This is a genomic window from Pseudosulfitobacter pseudonitzschiae, from assembly GCF_900129395.1.
Lineage (GTDB): Bacteria > Pseudomonadota > Alphaproteobacteria > Rhodobacterales > Rhodobacteraceae > Pseudosulfitobacter > Pseudosulfitobacter pseudonitzschiae.
Map to the genome: position 1 here is coordinate 159,100 of NZ_FQVP01000001.1, position 23,982 is coordinate 183,081.

At 63.7% G+C, this 23,982-nt stretch carries 22 protein-coding genes; 12 read left to right on the forward strand and 10 right to left on the reverse strand.

Going from position 1 to position 23,982, the window contains the following annotated elements; genetic code table 11:
- Positions 1–51: 51 nt before the first annotated feature.
- Genes BUC08_RS00755 through BUC08_RS00770 form a run of 4 tightly spaced genes read right to left on the reverse strand, consistent with a single transcriptional unit; the run spans position 52 to position 3,906 of the window.
- A complete protein-coding gene (locus BUC08_RS00755; protein ID WP_037921606.1) occupies positions 52–1,644 on the reverse strand; it encodes an ATP-dependent DNA ligase in 1,593 nt (530 codons plus the stop codon).
- Positions 1,641–2,642, reverse strand: coding sequence for a ligase-associated DNA damage response exonuclease (locus BUC08_RS00760; RefSeq protein ID WP_037921603.1), 1,002 nt, complete (start codon positions 2,640–2,642; stop codon positions 1,641–1,643). Before BUC08_RS00760 ends, BUC08_RS00755 begins: the two co-directional genes overlap by 4 nt.
- A gap of 32 nt (positions 2,643–2,674) precedes the next feature.
- Positions 2,675–3,616: an alpha/beta fold hydrolase gene (locus tag BUC08_RS00765; RefSeq protein ID WP_037921600.1), complete on the reverse strand. Its 942-nt coding sequence runs from the start codon at positions 3,614–3,616 to the stop codon at positions 2,675–2,677.
- A complete protein-coding gene (locus BUC08_RS00770; RefSeq protein WP_037921598.1) occupies positions 3,616–3,906 on the reverse strand; it encodes an SCP2 sterol-binding domain-containing protein in 291 nt (96 codons plus the stop codon). Before BUC08_RS00770 ends, BUC08_RS00765 begins: the two co-directional genes overlap by 1 nt.
- A gap of 121 nt (positions 3,907–4,027) precedes the next feature.
- On the opposite strand from BUC08_RS00770, the gene BUC08_RS00775 reads away from it, so the two are divergent.
- The 6 genes from BUC08_RS00775 to BUC08_RS00800 all read left to right on the forward strand — a co-directional run bounded on the left by BUC08_RS00775 (position 4,028) and on the right by BUC08_RS00800 (position 10,413).
- Positions 4,028–4,540: a tetratricopeptide repeat protein gene (locus BUC08_RS00775; RefSeq protein WP_224553774.1), complete on the forward strand. Its 513-nt coding sequence runs from the start codon at positions 4,028–4,030 to the stop codon at positions 4,538–4,540.
- 21 nt (positions 4,541–4,561) lie between these two features.
- Positions 4,562–7,495, forward strand: coding sequence for a helicase-related protein (locus BUC08_RS00780; RefSeq protein WP_234973731.1), 2,934 nt, complete (start codon positions 4,562–4,564; stop codon positions 7,493–7,495).
- Positions 7,496–7,891, forward strand: a complete 396-nt coding sequence (locus BUC08_RS00785) for an RNA-binding S4 domain-containing protein (protein ID WP_037921589.1) — start codon at positions 7,496–7,498, stop codon at positions 7,889–7,891.
- A gap of 52 nt (positions 7,892–7,943) precedes the next feature.
- Positions 7,944–8,282 carry a ferredoxin FdxA gene (gene fdxA / locus BUC08_RS00790; protein ID WP_037921586.1) on the forward strand — a complete coding sequence of 113 codons (339 nt, stop codon included), beginning with the start codon at positions 7,944–7,946 and terminating at the stop codon, positions 8,280–8,282.
- Positions 8,283–8,586: 304 nt separating this feature from the next.
- Complete coding sequence (locus BUC08_RS00795; protein ID WP_028955990.1) at positions 8,587–9,108, forward strand: CarD family transcriptional regulator; 522 nt, start codon at positions 8,587–8,589, stop codon at positions 9,106–9,108.
- A 306-nt stretch (positions 9,109–9,414) separates the two neighbouring features.
- On the forward strand, positions 9,415–10,413 hold the full coding sequence (locus BUC08_RS00800; RefSeq protein ID WP_037921583.1) for a sensor histidine kinase: 999 nt from the start codon (positions 9,415–9,417) through the stop codon (positions 10,411–10,413).
- 6 nt (positions 10,414–10,419) lie between these two features.
- Here the strand turns inward: BUC08_RS00800 and cobS are convergent, their stop codons facing one another.
- Positions 10,420–11,169: an adenosylcobinamide-GDP ribazoletransferase gene (gene cobS / locus BUC08_RS00805; protein ID WP_037921580.1), complete on the reverse strand. Its 750-nt coding sequence runs from the start codon at positions 11,167–11,169 to the stop codon at positions 10,420–10,422.
- Between the two features lie 84 nt (positions 11,170–11,253).
- Here cobS and cobT point away from each other — a divergent pair, with 84 nt between their 5' ends.
- Positions 11,254–12,264 (forward strand): nicotinate-nucleotide--dimethylbenzimidazole phosphoribosyltransferase, encoded by a 1,011-nt coding sequence (gene cobT, locus BUC08_RS00810; protein WP_037921577.1) that lies wholly within the window; start codon positions 11,254–11,256, stop codon positions 12,262–12,264.
- A gap of 3 nt (positions 12,265–12,267) precedes the next feature.
- Positions 12,268–12,966, forward strand: coding sequence for an SGNH/GDSL hydrolase family protein (locus BUC08_RS00815; protein WP_037921574.1), 699 nt, complete (start codon positions 12,268–12,270; stop codon positions 12,964–12,966).
- A 95-nt stretch (positions 12,967–13,061) separates the two neighbouring features.
- On the opposite strand, the gene BUC08_RS00820 is transcribed toward BUC08_RS00815, so the two are convergent.
- A complete protein-coding gene (locus BUC08_RS00820) occupies positions 13,062–14,921 on the reverse strand; it encodes a monovalent cation:proton antiporter-2 (CPA2) family protein (RefSeq protein ID WP_037921571.1) in 1,860 nt (619 codons plus the stop codon).
- Positions 14,922–15,160: 239 nt separating this feature from the next.
- Between BUC08_RS00820 and BUC08_RS00825 the strand changes: the two genes are divergently transcribed.
- Positions 15,161–15,556 (forward strand): hypothetical protein, encoded by a 396-nt coding sequence (locus BUC08_RS00825; protein ID WP_037921568.1) that lies wholly within the window; start codon positions 15,161–15,163, stop codon positions 15,554–15,556.
- A 401-nt stretch (positions 15,557–15,957) separates the two neighbouring features.
- Here BUC08_RS00825 and BUC08_RS00830 read toward each other — a convergent pair whose 3' ends face one another.
- Positions 15,958–16,413 carry an Lrp/AsnC family transcriptional regulator gene (locus tag BUC08_RS00830; RefSeq protein WP_028955994.1) on the reverse strand — a complete coding sequence of 152 codons (456 nt, stop codon included), beginning with the start codon at positions 16,411–16,413 and terminating at the stop codon, positions 15,958–15,960.
- Positions 16,414–16,563: 150 nt separating this feature from the next.
- On the opposite strand from BUC08_RS00830, the gene hppD reads away from it, so the two are divergent.
- Positions 16,564–17,667, forward strand: a complete 1,104-nt coding sequence (hppD, locus tag BUC08_RS00835; protein WP_037921560.1) for a 4-hydroxyphenylpyruvate dioxygenase — start codon at positions 16,564–16,566, stop codon at positions 17,665–17,667.
- A 109-nt stretch (positions 17,668–17,776) separates the two neighbouring features.
- Here hppD and BUC08_RS00840 read toward each other — a convergent pair whose 3' ends face one another.
- Both BUC08_RS00840 and BUC08_RS00845 read right to left on the reverse strand, forming a co-directional pair.
- Complete coding sequence (locus BUC08_RS00840) at positions 17,777–19,348, reverse strand: SLC13 family permease (protein ID WP_037921557.1); 1,572 nt, start codon at positions 19,346–19,348, stop codon at positions 17,777–17,779.
- Positions 19,349–19,596: 248 nt separating this feature from the next.
- Positions 19,597–19,917 carry an antibiotic biosynthesis monooxygenase gene (locus tag BUC08_RS00845; protein ID WP_037921553.1) on the reverse strand — a complete coding sequence of 107 codons (321 nt, stop codon included), beginning with the start codon at positions 19,915–19,917 and terminating at the stop codon, positions 19,597–19,599.
- Between the two features lie 68 nt (positions 19,918–19,985).
- Here BUC08_RS00845 and BUC08_RS00850 point away from each other — a divergent pair, with 68 nt between their 5' ends.
- Positions 19,986–20,429: a MarR family winged helix-turn-helix transcriptional regulator gene (locus BUC08_RS00850; protein ID WP_037921550.1), complete on the forward strand. Its 444-nt coding sequence runs from the start codon at positions 19,986–19,988 to the stop codon at positions 20,427–20,429.
- Between the two features lie 35 nt (positions 20,430–20,464).
- Here BUC08_RS00850 and BUC08_RS00855 read toward each other — a convergent pair whose 3' ends face one another.
- Positions 20,465–23,050 (reverse strand): hypothetical protein, encoded by a 2,586-nt coding sequence (locus BUC08_RS00855; protein ID WP_037921547.1) that lies wholly within the window; start codon positions 23,048–23,050, stop codon positions 20,465–20,467.
- Positions 23,051–23,236: 186 nt separating this feature from the next.
- On the opposite strand from BUC08_RS00855, the gene BUC08_RS00860 reads away from it, so the two are divergent.
- Positions 23,237–23,950 carry an SIMPL domain-containing protein gene (locus tag BUC08_RS00860; RefSeq protein ID WP_037921544.1) on the forward strand — a complete coding sequence of 238 codons (714 nt, stop codon included), beginning with the start codon at positions 23,237–23,239 and terminating at the stop codon, positions 23,948–23,950.
- Positions 23,951–23,982 lie beyond the last annotated feature (32 nt).

The window sequence follows — 23,982 nt, forward strand, 5'->3', positions numbered from 1 at the left end:
CTCTATTTTGTGTTGGTTCATAGGTATGTGTGCAGATGGACGAGGGCAAGCCTAGCCGTAGACGCGCAGCATTTCGTTCAAATCGTCCAGCGTGTTCGCCTCTTGCACCGACTTGTCCTGCCGCCAGCGCGACATGCGCGGAAACCGCAAGGCAACGCCGGATTTGTGGCGCGGGCTGGCCTGGATGCCCTCGAACGCGATCTCGAACACGTGGTGCGGCGTGACCTGTCGCACCGGGCCGAACCGTTGCAGGGTGTTCTTCTTGACCCATGCGGTGATCTTGCGAAACTCGGCGTCGGTCAGGCCGGAATAGGCTTTGGTGAACGGCACCAGATCGTTGCCGTTCCAGACGGCAAAGGTGAAGTCCGTGAACAGGTTGGCGCGCCGCCCCGACCCCGATTGCGCATAGATCATCACCGCGTCGATGGTCAGCGGGTCCAGCTTCCATTTCCACCAATCGCCCTTCTTGCGCCCGGCCAGATAGGGGCTGGCGGCGCGTTTCAGCATCAGACCCTCGGCGCTGGCGTCACGGGCGGTGGCGCGGATGGCGTGCAGTTGCGCCCAATCGTCAAAGGCGATGCGCGGCGACAGCTTTACCGGCGCCTCGGGCGGCAGATCGGCGGTCAGCGCCTCAAGCCGCGCGCGCCGCTCGGACAGGGGCAGGGCGCGGATGTCCGCACCGCCGTCTTCCAGCAGGTCATAGGCATACAGGATCACCGGTGCCTCGCTCAGCAGTTTTTTCGGCACCGTCTTGCGCCCAATCCGCTTTTGCAGGGCGTTGAACGATTGCGGCACGCCGTCGCCCCAAGCCAGCAGTTCGCCGTCCAGCACCGTGCCATCGGGCAGAAAATCCACCGCGCGCGCCAGTTCGGGGAACCGGTCGGTCATCAGCTCCTCGCCGCGCGACCAGACGAAATGCAGCCCGCCGCGCAGGATCAATTGCCCGCGGATGCCGTCCCATTTCCACTCGGCTTGCCAGTCATCAGGATCGCCCAAATCCTCGGGCGTGTCGTCGATGGCATAGGCCAGGTAGAACGGATAGGGCCGCGCGGCGTCGGCCTCCGGGTCGTCCGCCTCGATCAGCTGGTGCCAGGTGATGCTGTCGGGCTGCCAGTTCCCCATCAAACGGTGCGCCAGCTCGGCCTCGTCGCGGTCGGTGGCACGGGCCAGCGCGCGGGTCATCAGCTTTTGACTGATGCCTACGCGAAATCCGCCCGTGATCAGCTTGTTGAACAGAAACCGCTGCGTGTCGGGCAACTGGTCCCATGCGTCCAGCACAAAGGCTTTGCGCGCCTCATCGTTTTTCTCAGAAAGGCCGCGCAGGGCATTGATCCAATGCGATAAACTGTGATCGGTCTGCCGCGTTGGCGGCGGCAGGACCAGCGCGATGGTCTCCGCCAGATCGCCAACGATCGGATAGCTTTCCTCGAACAGCCACAGCGGGATGCCCGCCCGTTCCGCCGCCCATTCGCGCAGCCGTGTCGTGGTCACCGCCCGCTTGGGCCGCCGGCCCGAGAACATGGCGATGGTCCAGACCCGGTCCGGCTCGGGCGCATCCGCGAAATAGTCCGCCAAAGCAGTGACTTTCGCGGTGGTCTTGGTGCTTTGGTCCAACGCGTTGAACAGGGCGGCAAAGCGGTTCATGCCGCGTCTTCCTCTTCGCTGCCGAACTGGGTGGGGATCGCCTGCGCATTCCAGCCTGCCGAATTCAGGTAGCGCGTGAAAATCTCGGTGTAACCGTGCGTGACATATATGTTTTCCGCGCCGGTCTGTTCGATGGCCCACAACAACCCGGTCCAGTCGGCGTGATCGGAAATAACAAACCCACGGTCCTGCGCCCGCCGCCGCCGGATGCCGCGCAGCGCCATCCAGCCTGATGCGAACCCGGTCTGCCGCGCGCCGAACCTGGCCGCCCACTTGCTGTCCGTGGCCGAGGGCGGCGCCAGCAACAGCGCGCGCGGGTGCGCCTTGGGGTCAACCTCTGCCGTCGCATGCACCGTGTCGGGCAGGCGCAGCCCCTGATCACGCAGGATGGCGTTGGTGTTCTCAATGGCGGTGTGACACAGGATTGGGCCGATGGCGGGGTCCAGCATCGACAGCAGCCGCTGCGCCTTGCCCAGGGCATAGGCGCCCAGCACGGCGGTCTGCCCCGCGTCCGCACAGGCCGCCCACCATGCGTTCAGATCGGCGGCAACCTCGTCCTGCGGCTTCCAGCGGAACACGGGCAGGCCGAATGTGCTTTCGGTGGTGAAATGGTGGCAGGCCACCGGCTCGAACGGCGTGGACAGCCCGTCATCGACCACCTTGTAATCGCCCGAGGCCACCCAGACCTCGCCGCCATGCTCCACGCGGATCTGCGCCGATCCGGGCACATGGCCCGCCGGGTGAAACGACACCGACACGCCGCCGATGTCGCGCACCTCGCCGTAACGCACAGTCTCAAGCGGAATGTCACCCAGCCGGTGCCGCATGACGGGCGCGGCCAGATCTGTGGCCAGATAGTGCCCCATGCCCCAGCGCGCATGATCCGCATGGCCGTGGGTGATCAGCGCACGGTCCACGGGCCGCCACGGGTCGATATAGAAATCGCCCCGTGCGCAATAAATGCCCTGTTCGGTAAATGTTAAAAGCGGGTCAGCCATGCAGGCCAACCTAGCACGCAGCCATCAGGTTCCTAGACCGCCGCCAAAAAGGTCTGCACCATCCGGTCAAAGATCGGCCCGCGCTTGGCCGGACCTTCCATCATCACCTCGTGCTCGCCATCCTCGACCATGACCAGTTCGCCCCTGGGCCAGCTTTGCATGCGCTGGACGACACGCTCGGTGTGGATGATCCGCTCGTTCGTGCCCATGAAGGTGATGCACGGCAGGTCGGGCGCCGCCATCCTGGACAGCTCTTGCGTTTCCAGCAGCGCCTCGCGCAGCCAGATGATGCTGGGTCCGCCAAGGGACAGGTCGGGATGCGCGTTCAATTGGTCCACCATCATATCCCACATCTCGCGGTCGCGAGTCAGCAGGTTGTCCTCGAACGGGTCGGACATGACATAAGACGACAGTTTGGTGCCGGGGGGCAGGCGGTGGCCCTGGCCCAGCTTTGGCATCACTTGCGACAGCACCCAGGCAACGGGGCGCAGATGCCCTGCAATCCGAATGCCCCACATCGGGCCGGTGAACGCTGCCGCCTTGACCGGCAGGCCGTCATAGAGGGCGCGCAAACCAATGCAGCCGCCCATCGAATGCGCCAGCAGAAACCACGGCTGCGGCAGCTTCATCTCGGTGGCCAGCGCCACCATGCAGGCGACATCCTTTTGATAGTCCAGGAAATCGACCACATGACCGGTGCGGACTTCGTCCAGCATCCGGTCGGCCAGCCCCTGACCGCGCCAGTCGATGGCCACGGTCGCCAGCCCCCGCGCGGCCAGCTCGGTGGCAGCGGGGGCGTATTTCTCGACATATTCGGTGCGCCCGGGGAACAACAGCACGGTGCCCTTGGGGGCCGATGCATTCCAATGCGCGATCCGCACCCGCAACCCGTCCGACGTGGTGGCCCAATGGGCCTGTCCCCCCGGCGGGCCGGGGTGGTGGTCGGTGAACAGGGGTGCGGATTCGAACGCCATCAGGCCAGCGCCGATGCCAGTTTCATCGCCATGCCCATGTCGCCGTCCACTTTCAGCTTGCCGGTCATGAAGGCGGATGTCGGGTTGGTGTCGCCGTTGATAATGCCCTGAAACGTATCGGCATCGGCGCTCAGCGTCACATCGGCATCTTCGTCACCCGCATGCGCACCGTCGCTGTCGATGATGACCGCGCCTTCGCCCGCGATTTCGAACTTGGCCGTGCCGGAAAAGCTTTGCCCCTGCATCTTTGCGTTCAGAACTTTTACCGCTTCTTGAACCACATCACTCATCTGTCATGCCCTTTTTGACTTTTGCGGCCGGCGGCGTCTGGATTTGCCCGGCCAAGCTGTTACATTCACAGATACTATGGGCATCAAAACATACCTTCGCTACCCTATCGTTGCGGCAATCATGCTGACAGTCGGGAATTCCATACCCGCACTGGCCCAGGGCGATGTCTCGCGCCTGCTGGATCAGCTTCAAACCGCCGACGCAGGGCAGGCCGCACAGATCGAACGCGAGCTTGAGCGCACGTGGGCACAATCCGGATCGGTGGCGATGAACCTGCTGCTGGAACGAGGCCGCAAGGCGATGGAGGCGCAGGATTTTGCCACGGCCATCGACCATCTGACCGCGCTCACGGACCACGCACCGGACTTTGCCGAAGGCTATCACGCCCGCGCCATGGCCTATTACCAGTCGGGGCGCTATGGCCCGGCACTGGACGACCTGTGGCACGCTCTGGCGTTGAACCCGGTGAATTACAACGCGGCCTTCGGGCTGGGCGTGATGCTGCAAGAGTTCGGGGACAACATCGGCGCGGCCCAAGCCTTTGCCCGCGTTCTTGAGTTGAATCCCGCCCACGAAAGCGCGAAGGATGCGCTGATGCGTCTTGAAGCGGACGGAATCGGCCGCGCGCTGTAAGTTAAATCGGGGATCTTAACTGTGGCACAAGACAGCCGCGTCGTGGCCGTGTTGGGCCCGACGAACACGGGTAAAACCACCTATGCCATCGAACGGATGCTGGCCTATCGCACAGGCGTGATCGGCCTGCCGCTGCGATTGCTTGCGCGCGAGGTTTACGACCGCGTCGTTGCCCTGCGCGGCCCGTCTGTGGTGGCGCTGGTCACCGGCGAGGAACGGATCGTGCCGCCGCGCACCCAATACTGGATCTGCACGGTCGAGGCGATGCCCGAAGGCATGGGCTGCGATTTTCTGGCCGTCGACGAAATCCAGCTGTGCGCCGACCCCGAACGCGGCCACGTCTTCACCGACCGCCTGCTGCGCGCGCGCGGCCTGCACGAAACGTTGTTTCTGGGCGCATCCACCATGCGCGGACCCATCGCGGCGCTGGTGCCTCACGTGCAATGGATGACCCGCGAACGCATGTCCGACCTGACCTATGCGGGCGAAAAGAAAATCAGCCGGATGCGGCCCCGCTCGGCCATCGTCGGCTTCTCGGTCGAAAACGTCTATGCCATCGCCGAACTGATCCGCCGGACCAAGGGCGGGGCGGCCGTGGTCATGGGCGCGCTCAGCCCCCGCACCCGCAACGCACAGGTCGAGATGTACCAGTCGGGCGAGGTCGATTATCTTGTGGCGACGGACGCCATCGGCATGGGGCTGAATCTCGACGTGGATCACGTGGCCTTTTCCAGCCTGTCCAAATTCGATGGCCGGCGGATGCGCCCGCTGGCCCCGAACGAGCTGGCGCAGATCGCCGGACGGGCCGGGCGCGGACAGAAAAACGGCAGTTTCGGCGTGACCGGGGATGCCCCGCCGCTGGAACCGGCAGTGGCACAGGCGATCATGGACCACCGGTTCACGCCCCTGACCAAACTGAACTGGCGCAACCACGCGCTGAAATTCGCCACAATCGACACGCTGATCCGCAGCCTCGAGGCCCCGCCCGACCACGAGGTTCTGGTGCGCGCCCGCGAGGCGGACGACCTGAAAACCCTGCGCTCGCTGTCGCAGGTGGACGAGGTCTTTGCCCGCGCCAGCGACACCGCATCGGTGAAATTGTTGTGGGATGTCTGCAGGATACCCGATTTCCGCGGCATCAGCCACCAGGAACACGCCAACCAGTGCGAGGTGATTTTCAACTACCTGCACCAGAACGGCGTGATCCCCGACGACTGGCTTGCGCGACAAATTCGGCGTATAGATCGAACCGATGGCGACATTGATGCGTTGTCCAAACGTCTTGCGTTCATTCGAACGTGGACCTACGTGGCGCAGCGGCAGGGTTGGTCAAGTGATCTTAGCCATTGGCGCGATGCGACGCGGCATGTAGAAGACAGGCTGTCGGATGCGCTGCACAGCGCGCTGACGAAACGATTTGTAGATCGGCGCACCAGTGTTCTGTTGCGCCGACTGGGCCAGAAGGAGGCCATAGTGGCCGATGTAAATGACGCCGGTGAGGTGACTGTCGAGGGTGAATTCGTGGGCAAGCTGGAAGGCTTCCGCTTCACTCAGGATAAGGGCGCGGGTGCCGCCGAAACAAAGACCATCAAGACGGCTGCCTTGCAGGCGCTTGCACCCCACTTCCACCTCCGGGCGGACCGGTTCTATAACGCGCCGGACACCGAAATCGACTATACCGAGCAGGGCGGCCTCATGTGGGGCTCGACCGCTGTGGGCAAACTTGTGCCCGGGTCCGACCCGCTGAAACCGCAGGTCGAGGCATTCGTCGATGACGTGGCCGGTCAGGACGTGATCGACAAGGTCAAACGCCGCTTGCAGCACTTTATCGACCGCAAGATCGCAGCACTGTTCGAACCCCTTCTGAACCTGTCGAAAGACGAGGCGCTGACCGGGCTGGCCCGTGGCTTTGCCTTCCAGATGGTCGAGAACTTTGGCGTGGTGCCGCGCGGCAAGGTCGCCGATGACGTGAAATCGCTGGATCAGGATGCGCGCGGTATGTTGCGCAAACACGGCATCCGCTTTGGCCAGTTCACCATTTTCATGCCCTTGCTGCTGAAACCCGCACCGACGCGCCTGCGGCTGGTGCTGTGGTCGCTGGCCAACGGTCTGGATGATTTCCCCGAGGCACCGCCCCCCGGTCTGGTCACCATCCCCGCACCGCAAGGCGCGGTCGAGGGCGCCGACACCATGTCCGGATACCGCATCGCAGGCAGCCGCGCGATCCGCATCGACATGCTGGAACGTCTGGCAGATATGCTGCGCGCCGAGGACAGCCGTGGCGGCTTCGAGGCCAAGGCCGACATGCTGTCGATCACCGGCATGACGCTGGAACAGTTCGCCGACCTGATGAAGGGTCTGGGCTATAACGCCGAGATGGGCGAACGCGAAAAGGTCAAGGCCACCGATGCGGTCGTGACCACGGACGCAGGTCAGACCGTGGCCGACGTGCCGGTGATGGACGCAGCCCAGGACGTTGTACCAACCGCCGCCGCCGGGACCGAAGACACCCCCGCCGCCGACGACGTCCCCGCCGAAGTGGCCGCCATCGACGACGAGGGCATCGCCCCCATCGCCGAAGAAGCGGCCGAGACACCGGAAGTCAGCGACCACATCCCCGAGGTCAGCGAAACCGAAGTGCCGGTGGGCAAAGCCGCCGACGCCGAAGTGGCCGGTCCCGAGACCGAGACCTTCTACACCTTCACCTGGGCACGCCCCGCACGCAGCGGCGGCAATGCCCGCCAGGGCGGCGGTCGTCCCGCAGGCAAGGGTCAAGGGCAAGGGCAGGGCCAAGGTCAGGGCAGACCCCGTGGCAAACAGGGTGGCGGCCCGCGCAAGGGTGGCAAACCTCAAGGCGCGCAGAACTTCAGCGCCCGTCCTCCGAAAAAGGAAAAGGCCATCGACCCGGACAATCCTTTTGCCGCAGCCCTGATGGGTCTGAAGGACAACAAGTAAGTGACCGCAGCCGACGCGCCCGCCGCCAAGTTGCGGCTGGACAAATGGCTGTGGTTCGCCCGCTTTTTCAAAACCCGCTCGCTGGCGGCCACCCGCGTGGCTGCCGGCGAGGTGCGTGTCAACGGTGAACGCGTCACCAAACGCGCCACCAACGTGGGCCCCGGCGACACGCTGACCTTTGCCCAGGGCGACAGGGTGCGCGTCATTCGCGTTCTGGCCATCGGCACACGGCGCGGTCCGGCCCCCGAAGCACAGGCGCTTTACAGCGATCTGACCCCCGCCGCCCCGCCACCCGAGGACAAACCGCCTGAAAATCCCGCCTTTGAGGGAAAAGGTCGCCCCACAAAGCGTGATCGGCGCAAAGCCGATCTTTCCCGGGCGCGGCATCTTGAATGATCGGTTTGGCTGATTTAGCTAGGCTGCGAATTCGCAAACAAGGTTCGCCCGCATGACCTATATCGTCAACGATGCCTGCATCGCCTGCAAATACACCAACTGCGTCGAAGTCTGTCCCGTGGACTGCTTCTACGAAGGCGAGAATATGCTGGTGATTCACCCCGATGAATGCATCGACTGCGGCGTCTGCGAGCCAGAATGCCCCGCCGACGCGATCCGCCCCGACACCGAGCCGGACATGGAGAAATGGGTGGAGTTCAACCGCAAATATGCCGAACTGTGGCCGGTCATCATCACCAAGAAGGACCAGCTGCCCGAAGCGGAAGAGCGGGATGGCGAAGAGGGCAAGCTGGAGAAGTATTTCTCGGAAGCGCCCGGCGAGGGCGGTTGAGCGAATCACTTGGCGGTTCCCAGGCGTTTCCGGGGCCGCAAAAACCTGTAAAATCCGTCCCAAAGCCCTTAAACGCTTTGGGAAACGTGAAATTGACCCAAGGTGAACTTTCGCAGGCCCCATTTTTGTGGTATGATGATGCTTGTATGAAACGACAGATGCAGCATTCATCCTTGGCCCGCCACTGGCCCGAACTTTAAATCACCGATCCGATTCCGATTGCGGTACGGCCCATGAGGGGCATGCCACGGTTGGTTTTTCGCGTCTGACCCCCAAATGTTGCAACCTGTTTGCGAGGATAAACATGACAAAATCCAAATCTCTTGACTTCCGCCCGAACGAATTTGTCGTCTACCCCGCCCACGGCGTTGGGCAGATCGTGTCGATCGAAGAGCAGGAAGTTGCCGGCATCTCGCTGGAACTGTTCGTCATCTCCTTCGAGAAAGACAAGATGACCCTGCGGGTGCCGACGCACAAAGCGACCGAAATCGGTATGCGCGCACTGTCCAGCCCCGACGTGATCAACCTGGCCATGAAGACCCTCAAGGGCAAGGCCAAGGTGAAACGCGCCATGTGGTCGCGCCGCGCGCAGGAATACGAGCAAAAGATCAACTCGGGCGACCTGATCGCGATTGCCGAAGTGGTCCGCGACCTGCACCGCACCGACGACCAGCGCGAGCAAAGCTATTCCGAACGTCAGCTTTACGAGGCGGCGCTGGAACGCCTGACCCGCGAAGTGGCCGCTGTCAGCGGTGGCGACGAAATGGCCGCATCGAAAGAGATCAACGACGTTCTGGTCAGCCGCGCCCCACCGGCAGCCGCATAAACGACGCCACGTTCAACAGGGTGGCAAGGCCGCGTCCCGAACAGGGGTGCGGCTTTTTCGTTTCAGGGGGGAATGCGTGTCGGCGGTCAATAAGAAACGAAATGACCTTTGCCGTGATTTGGGCCAAAGTCTTGTTGTATTTACCAACATTTATCGCTTGTGAATTTGCAAAGGTGCCGCTCCTATAGCATAGGCATGTTGCCGGGTGAGATCTCAACCACATTCCCTGTCGGCGGGGAATATCAGGGCTTTGATGTGACCTTGGTTAATAATGCAAATGCGGAGTGCGAGATGCCGAAGAGACTCATGAAAATCGATTTGGTAGATCGGTTCTCGCCTATTCTTCCTGAACCGCTCGCCCAGGCGCTCATCGGGTTTGTCTGCGCCGCATTGGCTGTCCTGGCACGCGGTGCCGTTGACGTCATTTTTCCCTATGCCGGGCCTTTCGCATTGACCTTCCCCTTTGTGCTCTTCGCCACGCTGTTCGGGCGATGGGGGGCCGGTATCGGAGTCATGTGCTTTTCCGCCGTATATGCATGGTACTACGTCCTGCCCGTCACCCAATCCTTTACCTTCGAAGATCCCCGCGACGGGCCTCGGGTCATAGTCAACGTATTCTCCGGGTTTCTCATTGTTCTGCTTGCAGAGTATTTCCGGCGTTTTGTCCGAAACGTTTTGCTGGAACGCGATGCAATTGCGGAAGAACGGCGGCTTTTGCTTGAGGAACTGGATCACCGGGTGAAAAACAATTTCACCATGGTAAGTGCCATGGTGCGGATGGAATTGCAGGCCGCCCCCGAAGAAGCCGCCGCGTCGCTGCGCACCATTCAGGGCCGGGTGGAAAGCATCGCACGCGCCCACGAATCTCTTTACCGTGGCGATGGCGACATTGGCGCGGTCGCGATGCGTCCGTATCTGTCAAACCTCTGTGCATCTCTGAATACCGCGTATTTCCAGGGCCGGAATACCATCGTCGCCGATGTCTGCGACGTGCCCCTGCCACGGGATGAAGCGGTTGCGATTGGCCTCGTCGTCAACGAGCTGTGTGTAAATGCCTCGAAACACGCATTTCCCGAAAGGGAGGACGGGCGGGTCGAGGTCAAAATGGAAAACACCGCCGAGGCCATTGTCGTGTCCGTGTCCGACAACGGTGTCGGAATGAAAGGGGAAGCGGTGCGCGAGGGAAGCCTGGGGCAAAGACTCATCACCGCGTTCTCTGCGCAAGCCGGTGGGTCGATCGAACGTGTCGATCTGGATGTCGGTACAAAATTCCAGCTCGTGCTGCCGAAAAAACAGGTGGCTTAACGGCCCCTAGGGGATCAGGGCCAGCAGGATCACCAGTTCGGCCAGTTGCTGCGCGGCGCCCAGAACATCCCCGGTCTGCCCGCCGATCTTGGCCTGTGCCAGCGCGGCCAGCCCGCCCACGGCCAGCGCAGCCAGCACCAGCGCCCAGATCACGCCCCAGCCTGCAACCACCAGCGCCAGTACGACCGCGATGCCCAGAGCGGCCAGCGCCACGGACGGCGATGGCCGCCCCACCTGATGCGACAGCCCCGTGCGCCGCGCCTGTGGCATCCACGCCATCAGCACAGGCAACACCCCCCGCGACAACACCGCAGCCGCCACCATCGGGCCGACGCCCACCGCCAACGTGGCACTCAGCGCCATCCAGCGCAGGCCGACCCCCAGACCCAGCGCCAGCACGCCATAGGTGCCGATGCGGCTGTCCTTCATGATCTCCAGCCGCCGCGCGGGCTCGAACCCGCCCCAAAAGCCATCGGCGGTGTCCGCCAGCCCGTCCTCGTGCATCGCACCGCAGGTGACGATCAACGTGGCCAGCATCAGCCCCGCCGTCACCGGCACGGGCAGGCCTGCCGCCATGCACAGCCAGCCGATCACCGCTGCAACCAGAGCCACCGCCAGACCCGCCAGCGGAAAGGCCCAGACCGCCTGTGCCTGCCGGGCAAAGGCCGCTGATGGCGCGTGCGGCAAGGGCAGGCGGGTCAACAGGGCCAGCGCCACGATCACCTCCCATGCGCGGCTGTTGTCGTCTTTGATCATCGCGGTGCCTTTGCTGCGCTTGTTCTATGCGCACCAACGGGTAAACAGGCCCCACCCCCGAGGCAAGCAAAAGGATTTTGCGCAATGGCACCTGAATTCGAGACACTGGACGCGTTCGCCGCGCTGATGCGCACGGCCCCCGGCCCGGACACGGCAGCCCAGGCAGGGGCCACCGCGCGCAATGGCCAGCTGACGAAACCCCCCGGCTCGCTGGGGCGGCTTGAGGACCTGGCGATCTGGTACGGCGCATGGCGCGGGATGGAGCGGCCCGTTCTGGTCGCGCCGCAGATCGTGATCTTTGCAGGCAACCACGGCGTTGCGGCGCGGGGCGTGTCGGCCTTTCCACCCGAGGTCACGGCGCAGATGGTCGGCAATTTTCAGGCCGGCGGTGCCGCGATCAACCAACTGGCCCGCACCTTTGGCGCACGGATGCAGGTCGCGGCGCTGGAACTGGACCGGCCCACGGCGGATTTCACCGAAAGCGAAGCCTTGGGCGCGGCGGATTGCGTCGCCGCCCTGCGCACGGGCTGGGATGCGGTGGACCCGACCTCGGACCTGCTGGTGGTGGGCGAGATGGGCATCGGCAACACCACGGCGGCGGCGGCAATTGCAGCGGCCCTGTACGGCGGCGGCGGCGAAGCGTGGGTCGGGCGTGGCACCGGCGTGGATGACGCGGGGATGGCGGTCAAACGCGATGTGGTGGACGCGGGGCTGAAACGCCACGGCGATGTGCGCGGGCTTGCGGCGCTCTCTGCCTTTGGCGGGCGCGAAATGGCGGCGATGGCCGGTGCTATGGTGCGCGCACGGATCGAAGGCATTCCGCTGATCCTCGACGGTTTCATCTGCTGTGCCGCCGCAGCCTGTCTGGAAACAGAAGTGCCCGGCGCGCTGGACCACGCGGTTGCGGGACATCAAAGCGACGAGGCCGCACATGGCAAGCTGTTGGCGGAACTGGGCAAGCCCCCGCTGCTGCAACTGGACCTGCGCCTGGGCGAAGGCTCGGGCGCTGCGCTGGCGATCGGCGTTCTGCAAGGCGCGGTGGCCTGCCTGAGCGGCATGGCGACCTTTGCCGAAGCCGGCGTGTCGGCGGGCTGAGAGATGAAACGCGGCGCGGTGCTTGCGTTGCTGCCGGTGCTCGCCGCACAGGGGCTGTGGGTGCGCGCACGGGTGCCGCGCCTGGCCGAGGCGGACGGACCACGCAAGGGTCGCCTTGGGTCCGGCGCGCCCCTGCGGGTGCTGATCCTGGGCGACAGTTCAGCGGCGGGTGTGGGCGTTGCGATGCAGGATGAGGCGCTGTCGGGGCAACTGGCGGCGCGACTGGGCAGCACACGCGAGGTGACGTGGGAACTGCACGCACGCAGCGGGGCGACGACGGCGCAGGTGCTGGCCGAGCTGCAGGAGGCGGCGATGGGGCGCTTTGACGTGGCGGTCGTGGGGCTGGGGGTGAACGACTGCAAGAACGGCGTGCCGCTGGCGCGCTGGGTGGCGCAGTCTTGTACACTTTATGACCTTTTACGTACCAAATGCGGTGTGCGGCTGATCTGCGCCTCGGCCCTGCCGCCGATGGGCGATCTGCCCGCCCTGCCGCGCCCGCTGTCCACGGTCATGGCGGCGCGGGCGGCGGTCTTTGATGCGGCGCTGATCGACATGGCAAAGCAGATGCCAGACCTGCGCCGCGTGCGTCCCGATATTGCCATCAACGCGCAGGTCATGGCGGCGGACGGGTTTCACCCCGGACCCCTGGTCTATGCCGCATGGGCCGAGGCCGTGGCCGCAGAGGTCGCGGCGCTATCCTAAGGAATGCGGCGCTGACGCGCCACGCGATGTTTTGCAGCCCCCTCCGGGGGCTGCGTGCCTCCGGCGGGGATTTTTCGGGCCAAAAGAAAGCGAGGTCAGGCGCGTTTCTTTTCCGGTTCGCGTGACAGCAGGGCGGTTTCGAGGTCGCGTTGCAGTTCCTTGGCGCGCGCGACGTATTCCTTGTTCTGCTCGATCTTCACGCCCGGTTTCCACAGCGCCGCCAGTTGCCGCACGGTGTTGCGGTCGTGGTGGTAGAAGACGCGCTCGGCTTCGGCGGCCTCGTATTCTGAAAGGCCCACGTTTTCCAACACATAGCGACCTGCGCGCAGCGAGCTGTCGAACATTTCGCGCACGATGTCATTGGCCCCTGCCTGATACAGGCGGTAGGTGTGGGTGCGGTCATAGGCGCGTGCGACGATGTGCAGGTCCGGGCGCAGCTTGCGGGCATAGGTGGTCAGTTTGATCGCGGCCTCTGGATCGTCAAGTGCGACGACCAGGACGCGTGCGTCCTTGATGCCTGCGGCCATCAGGATGTCGGGGCGGGTGGGATCGCCCAGGAAGCCCTTGACGCCAAAGCGGCGCATCAGTTGGATGGTTTCCATGTCGTGGTCCAGCACCACGGTGGCAAAGCCCGATCCCTGCACCAGCCAGTTGACGATCTGGCCAAAGCGGCCGATGCCCGCGATGATCACCGGGCCTTCCTCGTCGATCTCGTCGGGTTCATAGGCGGTGCTGCCGTCGGTCATGTGGCGGCTGATGACCTCGTAGAGGATGAACAGCAGCGGCGTGATCAGCATCGAAAGCGCGATCACCAGCAGCAGGATTTCCGCGATGCCGGTGGGCAGGATGCCCTGGCCCACGGAAAAGCTGACCAGCACAAAGCCGAATTCGCCCGCCTGTGCCAGCGACAGGGCAAACAGCCAGCGGTCGCGGCCCTTGATGCGGAACACCATGGCCAGCCCCCACAGGATCGCCCCCTTGAGCAGGATCACCAGCAGCGCCATCGACAGGATCGCAGGCGCGTTGCCAAAGAGCAGCGGAAAGTTGATGCCCGAACCGACGGTGATGAAGAACAGGCCCAGCAGCAGCCCCTTGAACGGTTCAAGGTCGGTTTCCAGCTCGTGACGGAATTCCGAGCTGGCCAGGACCACACCGGCCAGGAATGCGCCCAGGGCGGGCGACAGGCCCACCAGCATCATCAGGAACGAGATGCCGACCACGATCAGCAGCGCCAGCGCCGTGTACATCTCGCGCAGGCGGGAGGCGTGGATAAAGCGGAACACGGGCCGCGTGAGGAAGATGCCCGCCAGGATCACCGCGGCAATCGCGCCGATGGTCACCAGCGTGACGCCCCATGCGGGCAGCCCTTCGACCAGGCTCATGCTGTGGTGATCGTCCGTGGCCAGCGTGATGGCGCCGTTTTCGGCCAGTTTCATCGGGACTGTGACCGCGATCAGCGGCAGGAATGCCAGGATCGGGATCACCGCGATGTCCTGCGTCAGCAGCACCGAAAACACCGAGCGCCCGCCGTTGGTCTGCATCAGCCCCTTTTCCGACAGGGTTTGCAGCACGATGGCGGTCGAGGACAGCGACAGGGTCAGGCCAATCGCCAGCGCGACGCCCCATGGTTGGTCATAGGCCATGGCCACACCCATCAACACCAGCGTGGACAGGGCGACCTGCAAACCGCCCAGACCCAGCAGCTTGTGGCGCATGTCCCACAGGGCGCGCGGTTCCAGTTCCAGGCCGATCAGGAACAGCATCATCACCACGCCAAACTCGGCAAAGTGTTGCAGGCTTTCGGTTTCCGATCCCACAAGGCCCAGCACGGGGCCGATCAGGATACCCGCCGTCAAATAGCCCAGCACCGAGCCCAGCCCAAGGCGGGCGGCAATCGGCACGGCAATGACGGCGGCAAGCAGATAGATCGAGGCCTGGTAAAGAAAGCCTTCCATGGGCGCGGGCTCCTGGTGCTGGGTTGGCTGCATATTGGCGGGGAATGCCACGAAGGACAACGGCAATGGCTGCGGTTCTGTTCTATGTCAGGTGGATTTGATCTTTGCGTCATCAACGGGGCCGAAGTGGAAGACCGGAGGTTGGTGGGGATTGTAGCGAAGGTCGGGTTTGAGGCCATATTGAACCCTGGCCGCACAACTGTCAGGATTGTTGTTGAACTGAAAACGAGCCATCCAGCATGAAGCTTCTCAGAAATTACCAGATTTTCAGAGCCCAACGTCTAGCCGCAAAAGGTGACTTCATCACGGCAAGAAATATCACCAACGCGCTTGTTGCGAAATTTCCGAGATCGGTAGGCTACAACTTGTTTAATGCTGACATTGATTTGTTCGCTGGAGACACCACAAGTGCATTGGATCGTTATGAAATTTGCAAGGAGCTTGTTGAAGTGAGCTCTGAGATGTCATTTCGTAACAAGCGCTTTTACAACGCATACATTAATTTTCGCCAGATCGCTATCGACCATCACTTGGCGGGGCACGAATGGCCAGAATGGAGCGAATTCGCGATGCTCGTGAACGTACTGGATGCAGATAGGAACATCAAAAACCTCTTTCTGCTCCCTACTAAGTAGCCAGTTGCGCATGGTCCGCTTTGTCCGCATAGCTGCCGTTGGCTGTCAGGTTCGGCACCGATCATGTTTGCGGGAGCGGCAAAAGTCCGCTTTGAGGCCAGAGTGACCTTGCCACTGAGGGCAGCGCCCGACCGCGGGTGGGCATCTGAACGTTTGTGGGAGCCACTTTATTTCTAATCTTTGGCGTGTGGGTGAAGAGGTGCTAGCCGGTGAGGAAGCGCCCGCCCGTCACGCCAGAGGCGTGCCGACTATTCACGGCGCACCTTTGGTGCGACGGGCGGTCGGGCGCTGCCCGGCGGCACTGCGTGCCTTGATTCCGGGCTTTGGTGGACGTCCGCTCCGTCCGCCATACGCTGACCAGCGTCGGCATTTTGAATGGCCGCTCCGGCTCCGACGTTGGTCTAGGTCGGCAGGGGGCCGTCGCGTTTCAGTTGGTCCATCACGATCTGGCTGTGCACCCGTGCGACGGCCGGATGCGGCAACAGCACCTCGTGGATCAGCGCGTTCAGCGCGGGCAGGTCGGCGCAGAACACCCGCAACAGGTAATCGGCATCGCCGGTCATGGTCCAGGCACTCGTGATCTCGGGGCGGCTGCGCACCAGCCGGGCAAAGGCCGCCGAATGGTCCGGCCCGTGGGTGCCAAGGTGCACTTGCACGAACCCCTGCACGTTCAGCCCCAGCTTGGCCGGGTTCAGCCGGGCGGTGTAGCCTTCGATATAGCCCGCCGCCTCGAGCCGCTGGCGGCGGCGGCCGATCTGGCTGGGCGACAGGTGCAGCGTGTCGGCCAGCTCTTGCGCGGTGGCTTGGGCGTTCTTTTGCAGGGCTTCCAGAAGGCGGGTGTCGAGATCGTCCAGCATGGTGCGTGTTTTCCGTATCCATTTCGGCAATGATGCGTGAAATACGCGAATATGACCAGTGCCATGACCAATTATGCGCAGAAAACGCAAGGGCAACGGCCTATTCTTAATCCCAAGAGATATTCACCACATATTCAGGAGGGCTGCCCCATGGGTCCGTTCCCGCACGACGCGCCGAAATCCAAGATCACCGATGAAAACCCCGCAGGCACCGACGGGTTCGAGTTTGTCGAATTCGCCAGCCCCGAACCGCAAGAGCTGCGCGACCTGTTCGCGCGCATGGGCTATGTGAAGGTGGCCAAACACAAGACGCAGGATGTCGAGCTGTGGCAGCAGGGCGATATCACCTATGTCCTGAACGCCGACCCGGACAGCTATGCCGCGAAATTCGTGGAAGAACACGGGCCCTGCGCGCCCTCGATGGGGTGGCGCGTGGTGGATGCGCAAAAGGCGTTTGATCATGCGGTGTCCAAGGGCGCGAAACCCTACGAGGGTGGCGGCAAGGTCATGGACGTGCCTGCGATCTACGGTATCGGGGATTCGCTGATCTATTTCATCGACCAGTATTACGAGACCTCGCCCTATAACGAAGAGTTCGAATGGCTGGAGCAGTCCAAGCCGCGCGGCGTCGGGTTCTTTTACCTCGATCACCTGACCCACAACGTCCACAAGGGCAACATGGACACGTGGTTCAATTTCTACGGCAACCTGTTCAACTTCCGCGAAATCCGCTTTTTCGACATCGAAGGCAAGTTCACCGGTCTGTTCAGCCGTGCGCTGACCTCGCCCTGTGGGCGCATTCGCATCCCGATCAACGAGGATCGCGGCGAGACAGGCCAGATCGTGGCCTATCTGAAAAAGTACAAGGGAGAGGGCATCCAGCACATCGCGGTGGGGTCGGACGACATTTACGACAGCACCGACGCGATTGCCGAGAGGGGCGTGAAGTTCATGCCCGGCCCGCCGGACACCTATTACGAGTTGTCCAAAACCCGTGTGGTCGACCATGACGAACCGATCGAGCGCATGAAGAAACACGGTATCCTGATCGACGGTGAAGGCGTTGTGGACGGGGGCGAAACCCGCATCCTGTTGCAGATCTTCTCGAAAACCGTGATCGGTCCGATCTTTTTCGAATTCATCCAGCGCAAGGGCGACGACGGCTTTGGCGAGGGCAACTTCAAGGCGCTGTTCGAGAGCATCGAGGCCGAGCAGATCGCCAATGGCGAGCTGGAAGGTGCCGCGCCGAACTGAGGATTTGGCTGCTTTGCTATCTGACTGAACGTCGGACTGTGCCTGGCAACCGGAAGCTGCCAGGCACGATGACCGGATGTCCGCATCACGGCCTGCCGGTGAGCGATCCTCAGATCCCCAGAACGAAGCCGCCCAGCAGGTAGAAAACAATCGTGATCAGCATCACGCCCACGATGTTCAGGACAACACCGCCCCGCATCATCTGACCGATGGTCACGTTGCCGGTCCCAAAGACAATCGCATTGGGCGGCGTGCCCACGGGCAGCATGAAGGCACAGGTGGCGGCAAAGGCGGCGGGGATCAGCAGGCTCAGCGGGGCCACTCCGATCCCGACGGCCACGCCCCCCAGCACGGGGATGAACGTCGCCGCCGTTGCGGTGTTCGAGGTGATCTCTGTCAGGAACAGCACGATCAGCACGATCGTCGCGATCAGAAGGATCGTGGGAAGGCTGCCCAGACCGCCGACCTGGCTGCCGAACCAGTCATCCAGCCCGGACGAGGCCACGGAGCTCGCAAGGCTCAAGCCGCCGCCGAACAGCAGCAGAACACCCCAGGGCAATCCGTCTTCGGCATCGTTCCAGTTCAGCACCATCTCGCCACGGCCGCGCCCCGGCAGCAGGAACAGCGCAATGCCCGCGCCGATGGCGATGGCGGTGTCATCGAGGCCATCCAGGAACCCAAGCCCCGGAATCCCTGCCAGCAGGCCGGGCACCACCCACAGGAACGCGGCACCGCCAAAGACAGCGGCAACCATCTTTTCCCCCTGTTTCATCTTTCCAAGGGCTGCGATTTCGCCGCGGATCATCTCTTTGCCGCCGGGGATCGACTCCAGATCGAAGCGGTAGAGGACATTCACCATCAGCCACCAGCCGATGCCGATAAAGATGGTCGCCAGCGGAACGCCCAGCATCATCCATTCCAGAAACCCGATGGGACGTCCCAGCTCGTCCGCGGCGTAGCCTGCCACGATGGCATTGGGCGGCGATCCCAATAGCGTGCCAAGACCGCCCATGGTGGCCGACCAGGCAATGGACAGAACCAGGCACACGCCGAACATCTTGACGTTCGGGTCGTCCACCACATCGGAAATCGTGCCTTTCTTCAGGCCTTCGTGCAGGTCGGCGGCGGTCTGGTTGTCCGCGCGGCTTTCGACCACCAGCGCCAGCACGGACAGGCCGATCGGCAGCATCATCAGTGTCGTGGCGGTGTTGGATACCCACATCGACAGAAAGCCCGAGGCGATCATCAGCCCCAGAATGATCCGTTTGGGCGACACACCCACGCGGTCCAGAACCAGCAGGGCGATGCGGCGGTGCAGGCCCCATTTTTCCATGGCGATTGCGATCAGAAAGCCACCGACGAACAGGAACACCAGCGAGCTGGCATAGGGGGCTGTTGCCTGGCTGACCGTTGTTCCGGTGAGCGTCGGCAAAAGCACGATGGGCAGCAGCGAGGTGGCAGGCAGCGGCACGGCCTCGGTCATCCACCACACGGCCATCAGCGTGGCGACCGCAGCCACCGCACGCGCGTCGCCGCCCAGATCCTCGGCCAGGCCAAGCAGGAGCCAGACCAGCGCAGCCATGATCACGCCAAGCGCGCGCAGGCCCCACAAGAGTTTGCTGGAAGCGCGCTGGCCTTCCTCGGTTTCACCCAACCCTTGCGTGTCGACAACTTCGTTCATGAACTCTCCCACTCTTTACATCGAGGCTACTATTTCAGGTTGAACATTCAGAACATTGCTATGTCCAATATCTTGTCAGGACAACCTGTTTGCAGGGCGATACCCGTTTCCTGGGAGTGCTGAAACTGCAAAGGGCCGGTGCCAGCAAGGCGGCCCTGTGTCGCGGGGGCCAAGGGCCGCCGCGCATCATACCGGCGGCCTGTCAGAGACCGGTCGCACCGTTCCCCCGGTCCCCGCTGCGTCGCGGGCTAGGCGAGACAGGTGTAATTCCCAAGGTCGGGCACCACCCCGAGGTCAGCCATAAAGGCGGCGGGGTCGAACCCGGACAGCGCCTGGTGGTCCTGTGCGGCATTGCGGGCCGCTTCGTAGCATTCGCGGTCACGCCATTTCACAAATGTAACGATGTTGAACTGACCCGGTCCTTCGCTTTGTTCAAAGATCATGTTCTCCTCGCACCCCGTCAGCGCGTCCAGCGCGTCGTGTGTTTTCTTCAGCTGGTCCGTGAACAGCTCTCTGGACGCGGTGGGAACCATGAACTTGTCGATTCTGAAAAACGGCTCATTGGGCATGACAGTCTCCTATTGCGTTGTCTCTCGAATATTGACAACATGTTGTCAAATATCAAGGGGTAGGTAAAGTGACAAAAGACGTGGATGGCCTTGGCGGATTGATCCTTGAAGTTTTCCGGCTGAACGGCACCCTGATCGCGCAGGGCGACCAAAAGGTGGCGCCCTTTGGCCTGAGCAGCGCGCGGTGGCAGGTGATGGGGGGCGTGTGTCGGTCCGCATCTGCGTTGACGGTTTCCCAGCTTGCCCGTGAAACAGGGGCATCGCGGCAGGCGGTCCAGCGGATCGTGAACGCGCTTGTGAGTGATGGGTTGCTGGCCATGGCAGACAACCCCGGCGACAAGCGCGCGCAGCTTGTCACGGTGACCCCGGCGGGGCGTCACGTCTATGCACAGGCCGATGCGGTCAGGCGCGACTGGCTGTCGGATGTGGCCGGGCGGTTGGGCACCGAAGAGGTCGCACATGCCCGAAAGACGCTGGAAAAGCTGCGGGACCTGCTTGCAGGCGGCACCTGACCCGACATACCATGGCGGCACCGGGGGCAGTGCACCTATGGCATCTTCAGAACCACATTGCGCCCGCCCTTCTGGTAGCGCAGTTCGCTGTCGCCGATGGCGGACACGCGGCCGCCGTCGATGCGGTCACCGACCTGCACCTTTTGGTAGCGGCCGTTTGACAGGCGCACCAGCGCGCGGCGGGAGGACGGTTTGCCGTATACGCCGATCAGGTTGACCTTGCGCAGGTTGATCGCGTTTTTCACCGTGGCGCCGGCTGCGACGCTGGTTTTGGAGGGGATTTTCGGCGCCACCGCCACAGGGGCCGTGGTGGTCACGGGCGCAACGGCAGCAGCCTGCGTCGGTTCGGGCTGTGCGGCGCGGGCGCGGGCGACGGTGCGGTCAAAATTGCGCGGACGGCCGTTGGGGCGGAACGACACGGTTGTGGCCTGCGCCGTGGGCACCTCGTCTTTTTCTTCTTCCACCTTGGCCACGGCGGGGCGCAGTTTCGGGCGCACCTCGGCCAGTTCGTTGCGGGTCAGTCCGCCCAGGTTGGCGCGTTCGGCATTCTCGATCAGATCGTCCGGGCGGGCACGCGGACGGGCGCGGCCCAGACGTTCCAGCTCGGGGTTGACCTCGGGCGTTTCGGCAAAGCGTGTGGGCGTGGGCGGCGGCACCACGGCGGGGCGGCCCTTGAAGAGGGTCACGCCGTTGGGGGTCACGGCGCCCTCTTCGGTGGGGATCACCCGGCCTTCGCTGTCGCGCGCAAAGCTGGTGCCCGCAGCGGCAGGCGAAGGCAGGGCGACCAGCGTCAGATCGGTGTCCAGCGATGCGGGCGCAGGCAGGGCCACCGCGTCGCGCGCGGGGCTGACCGGGTCGATCGAGGCGACGTAGAGATCTTCGAGCGGCACAACCGGGGCAGCTTCGGGTTCTTGCGGGGCCAGGGGCCAGATGCCGGTGACCGCATAGCGCGCCTCGGCGGCCTGACGTTCGCGTTCGGGATCGATTGCCGGTTCTTCTTCGGGCTGCGCCTGTGGATCGCCCAGGGCGTCCAGAACGGCGGCGTCCTCGTCGCTCAGGGAGGGATCAAGGCTGGCCACTTCGGCACCGTCCTCGATCTGTTCGGGGTCCGGTTCGGGCAGGATATCGGGGGGCGCTTCGACCACGACGGGGTCTTCGGCACGGTTGAAGAACCGCGCCAGCCCTTCGTCCAGGAACACCGACGCCCAGGCCGCGACACCGGCCAGGAACACCAGAAGTGCGGCGGTGAGGATCAGCCCCATGTAACGCGGCTTGCCGCCGACCTTGTCGCCAGGCTTGCTGCGCGCGCCAAAGACGGTCATCCGCTGCGCTTCGTCGGCGGGCGGATCGGCGATGGGGTGCGCGGTTTGCGCAAGCGGGGCCGCCGCAGGATTGATCCGCTTGGGCTTGCGGCGGCGGCTCATGAAGCCTGTCACGCTGGCCTTGGCCAAATCCATCGGGGTCGCGGCGCTCTCCGAAGGGGGCTTGGCCCCGGCTTTCGGGGCCGCTTGTGCAGGCTTTTCAGCGACCGGCACCGGCGTGACGCGCGGACTGGCCGAAAGCGGAACCGGTGCGGCAGGGCTGTCCTTGCGGTTGGCACCGCCCAGAGCGGGCGGATTGGCCGCAGCCGTGCGGCGGCTGGCAAAGCCGAAGGTGGCGGGATCGGGTTCTGGCGTTGCCTCCGGTTTCGCAGGCTCGGGTTTGAGTGTTGCGGCCTCGGGCGTGGCTTCTGTCGCGGGGGGCGCGGCGGCTTCGGGCGCCGGCGTTGGCTGTGCTGGCGCAGGCTTGGCTTCAGGCGCAGGCGTCGGTGCTGGCTCCGGCGCAGGCTTGGCTTCCGGTGCAGGCGTCGGTTCTGGCGCTGGTGCAGGCTTGGCGTCGGGCGCAGGCGTCGGTTCTGGCGCTGGCGCAGGCTTGGCGTCGGGCGCAGGTTTCCGCTCTGCCACAGGTGCTTCGACGGTTGCGGCCTCTGCGTCCTCGACAGGGGCAGGCACGTCGGCGTCCGCGACGGGGGGCGTTTCCTTTGCAGCAACGGGCGTCACATCCTCGGTCACGACCGGGCCCACCGGCGTCTTGATGTCGCCGACCACCACCACTGCAATGCCATCGGGGGTGACCTCGTCGCCCGGTTCCAGCAGGTCAGCGGCGTGGCGGGTCACGCCCAGAAACGGCTCGCCCAGAAATCCGGCCTCGCCGGGGATCGACACAAAGCTGACCGGGTGGAACCGGTGCTGCATGGCGAAAGCCTCGGCCTCGTCCAGCGTCTCGCGGGCGACGGCGGCGATGTGGGTCTGTGCCCCGTCGGCGCAGATGTCGATGCTCAGTTCGTCCACCGCATAGGGTGTCGCCCCATCGAGGGCGGCAAAGGCGGCGGACCAGCGGCCCTCGGTGTCGATATCGCCGCTGTCGATGGTCAGATAGCGGATTTGTTCGTTGGGAATGACCAGCTTGCTGCGCACGCCGCGCGGCTCAAGATCCGAGGCGGTCTTGCGCAGGGCAGCCAGTTCCGCGGCCATGTCTTCGGCGGCAAGCGAGACTTCGCCGACCACGCGCCAGCCTCCCGCTGCACGGTGCAGCAGGCGGATGCCGTCAAATGACAGGCTTAGCGCGAAATTTGGCTTCATATCATGCCCTTACCATTCAAACCGGACCCCTGGATCACAACCGGACGTTTGACGCAGAATAGAACAGCCAGCCGCCCATGAAAAGGAAAAGACCTGATACATCTGGTCAATGCGCGGAGGACCACACATCTAGGAGCGGTATGGCGATCCAACGCCAACGTGAATAACCAAAGAGGAACACGAGACATGCGCAATATGATGATGGCCAGCGCGCTGGCACTGGCGGCAATGACAGGCGGCGCACTGGCGCAGGACGCGGGCAATACCATGCCCCCACAGATCGAGGTGCAGGGGCAGGGCGAGGTTGCCGTGGCACCTGACATGGCCGTGATCAGCTTGGGCGTGATGCACCGCGCCCCGCAGGCACAGGATGCGGTGAAGGCGGTGAACGAGAACATGGACGCCATCCTGCAACGGCTGACCGAGCAGGGCATCGAATCCTCTGACGTGCAGTCCAGCCAGCTGACGGTCTATGCCGATCAGAACATGCAGCCGCGTGACATGAACAACGGCGAGACTGCGGACAAGCCGGTCGAGTTTGTCGCCACGTCGATGTTGAACGTGCGGGTGCGCGATCTGGAGGCCCTGGGTGGCTTGATCGACCTGGTGCTGCAAGACGGTGCGAATCAGATGTCGGGCCTGCGCTTTGACGTGCAATCGCCCGAGCCGCTGGAGGCGCAGGCGCGCGAACGTGCGGTGCAGGACGCGATGGAGCAGGCGGCGCAACTGGCTGCCGCTGCGGGGGTCGAGCTGGGCCCGGTCCGGCGCATCACCGCCTATAACAACGGCGGACGTCCCAAGATGATGGAAATGGCGCGCAGCGACAGCGGTGCCCCGGTTGCCTCGGGCGAGGTCACGATCGATGCGCAGGTGTCGGTGATTTTCGACATCGCGCAATAACGGCAGCGCGACGGGATGATGCGGGCGGGGGC

Bases quoted from the DNA above. Each gene is read 5' to 3' on its own strand.
- BUC08_RS00755 (WP_037921606.1), bottom strand. From the start codon at position 1,644: ATGAACCGCTTTGCCGCCCTGTTCAACGCGTTGGACCAAAGCACCAAG.
- BUC08_RS00760 (WP_037921603.1), bottom strand. From the start codon at position 2,642: ATGGCTGACCCGCTTTTAACATTTACCGAACAGGGCATTTATTGCGCA.
- BUC08_RS00765 (WP_037921600.1), bottom strand. From the start codon at position 3,616: ATGGCGTTCGAATCCGCACCCCTGTTCACCGACCACCACCCCGGCCCG.
- BUC08_RS00770 (WP_037921598.1), bottom strand. From the start codon at position 3,906: ATGAGTGATGTGGTTCAAGAAGCGGTAAAAGTTCTGAACGCAAAGATG.
- BUC08_RS00775 (WP_224553774.1), top strand. From the start codon at position 4,028: ATGCTGACAGTCGGGAATTCCATACCCGCACTGGCCCAGGGCGATGTC.
- fdxA (WP_037921586.1), top strand. From the start codon at position 7,944: ATGACCTATATCGTCAACGATGCCTGCATCGCCTGCAAATACACCAAC.
- BUC08_RS00795 (WP_028955990.1), top strand. From the start codon at position 8,587: ATGACAAAATCCAAATCTCTTGACTTCCGCCCGAACGAATTTGTCGTC.
- BUC08_RS00800 (WP_037921583.1), top strand. From the start codon at position 9,415: ATGAAAATCGATTTGGTAGATCGGTTCTCGCCTATTCTTCCTGAACCG.
- cobS (WP_037921580.1), bottom strand. From the start codon at position 11,169: ATGATCAAAGACGACAACAGCCGCGCATGGGAGGTGATCGTGGCGCTG.
- cobT (WP_037921577.1), top strand. From the start codon at position 11,254: ATGGCACCTGAATTCGAGACACTGGACGCGTTCGCCGCGCTGATGCGC.
- BUC08_RS00815 (WP_037921574.1), top strand. From the start codon at position 12,268: ATGAAACGCGGCGCGGTGCTTGCGTTGCTGCCGGTGCTCGCCGCACAG.
- BUC08_RS00820 (WP_037921571.1), bottom strand. From the start codon at position 14,921: ATGGAAGGCTTTCTTTACCAGGCCTCGATCTATCTGCTTGCCGCCGTC.
- BUC08_RS00825 (WP_037921568.1), top strand. From the start codon at position 15,161: ATGAAGCTTCTCAGAAATTACCAGATTTTCAGAGCCCAACGTCTAGCC.
- BUC08_RS00830 (WP_028955994.1), bottom strand. From the start codon at position 16,413: ATGCTGGACGATCTCGACACCCGCCTTCTGGAAGCCCTGCAAAAGAAC.
- hppD (WP_037921560.1), top strand. From the start codon at position 16,564: ATGGGTCCGTTCCCGCACGACGCGCCGAAATCCAAGATCACCGATGAA.
- BUC08_RS00840 (WP_037921557.1), bottom strand. From the start codon at position 19,348: ATGAACGAAGTTGTCGACACGCAAGGGTTGGGTGAAACCGAGGAAGGC.
- BUC08_RS00845 (WP_037921553.1), bottom strand. From the start codon at position 19,917: ATGCCCAATGAGCCGTTTTTCAGAATCGACAAGTTCATGGTTCCCACC.
- BUC08_RS00855 (WP_037921547.1), bottom strand. From the start codon at position 23,050: ATGAAGCCAAATTTCGCGCTAAGCCTGTCATTTGACGGCATCCGCCTG.
- BUC08_RS00860 (WP_037921544.1), top strand. From the start codon at position 23,237: ATGCGCAATATGATGATGGCCAGCGCGCTGGCACTGGCGGCAATGACA.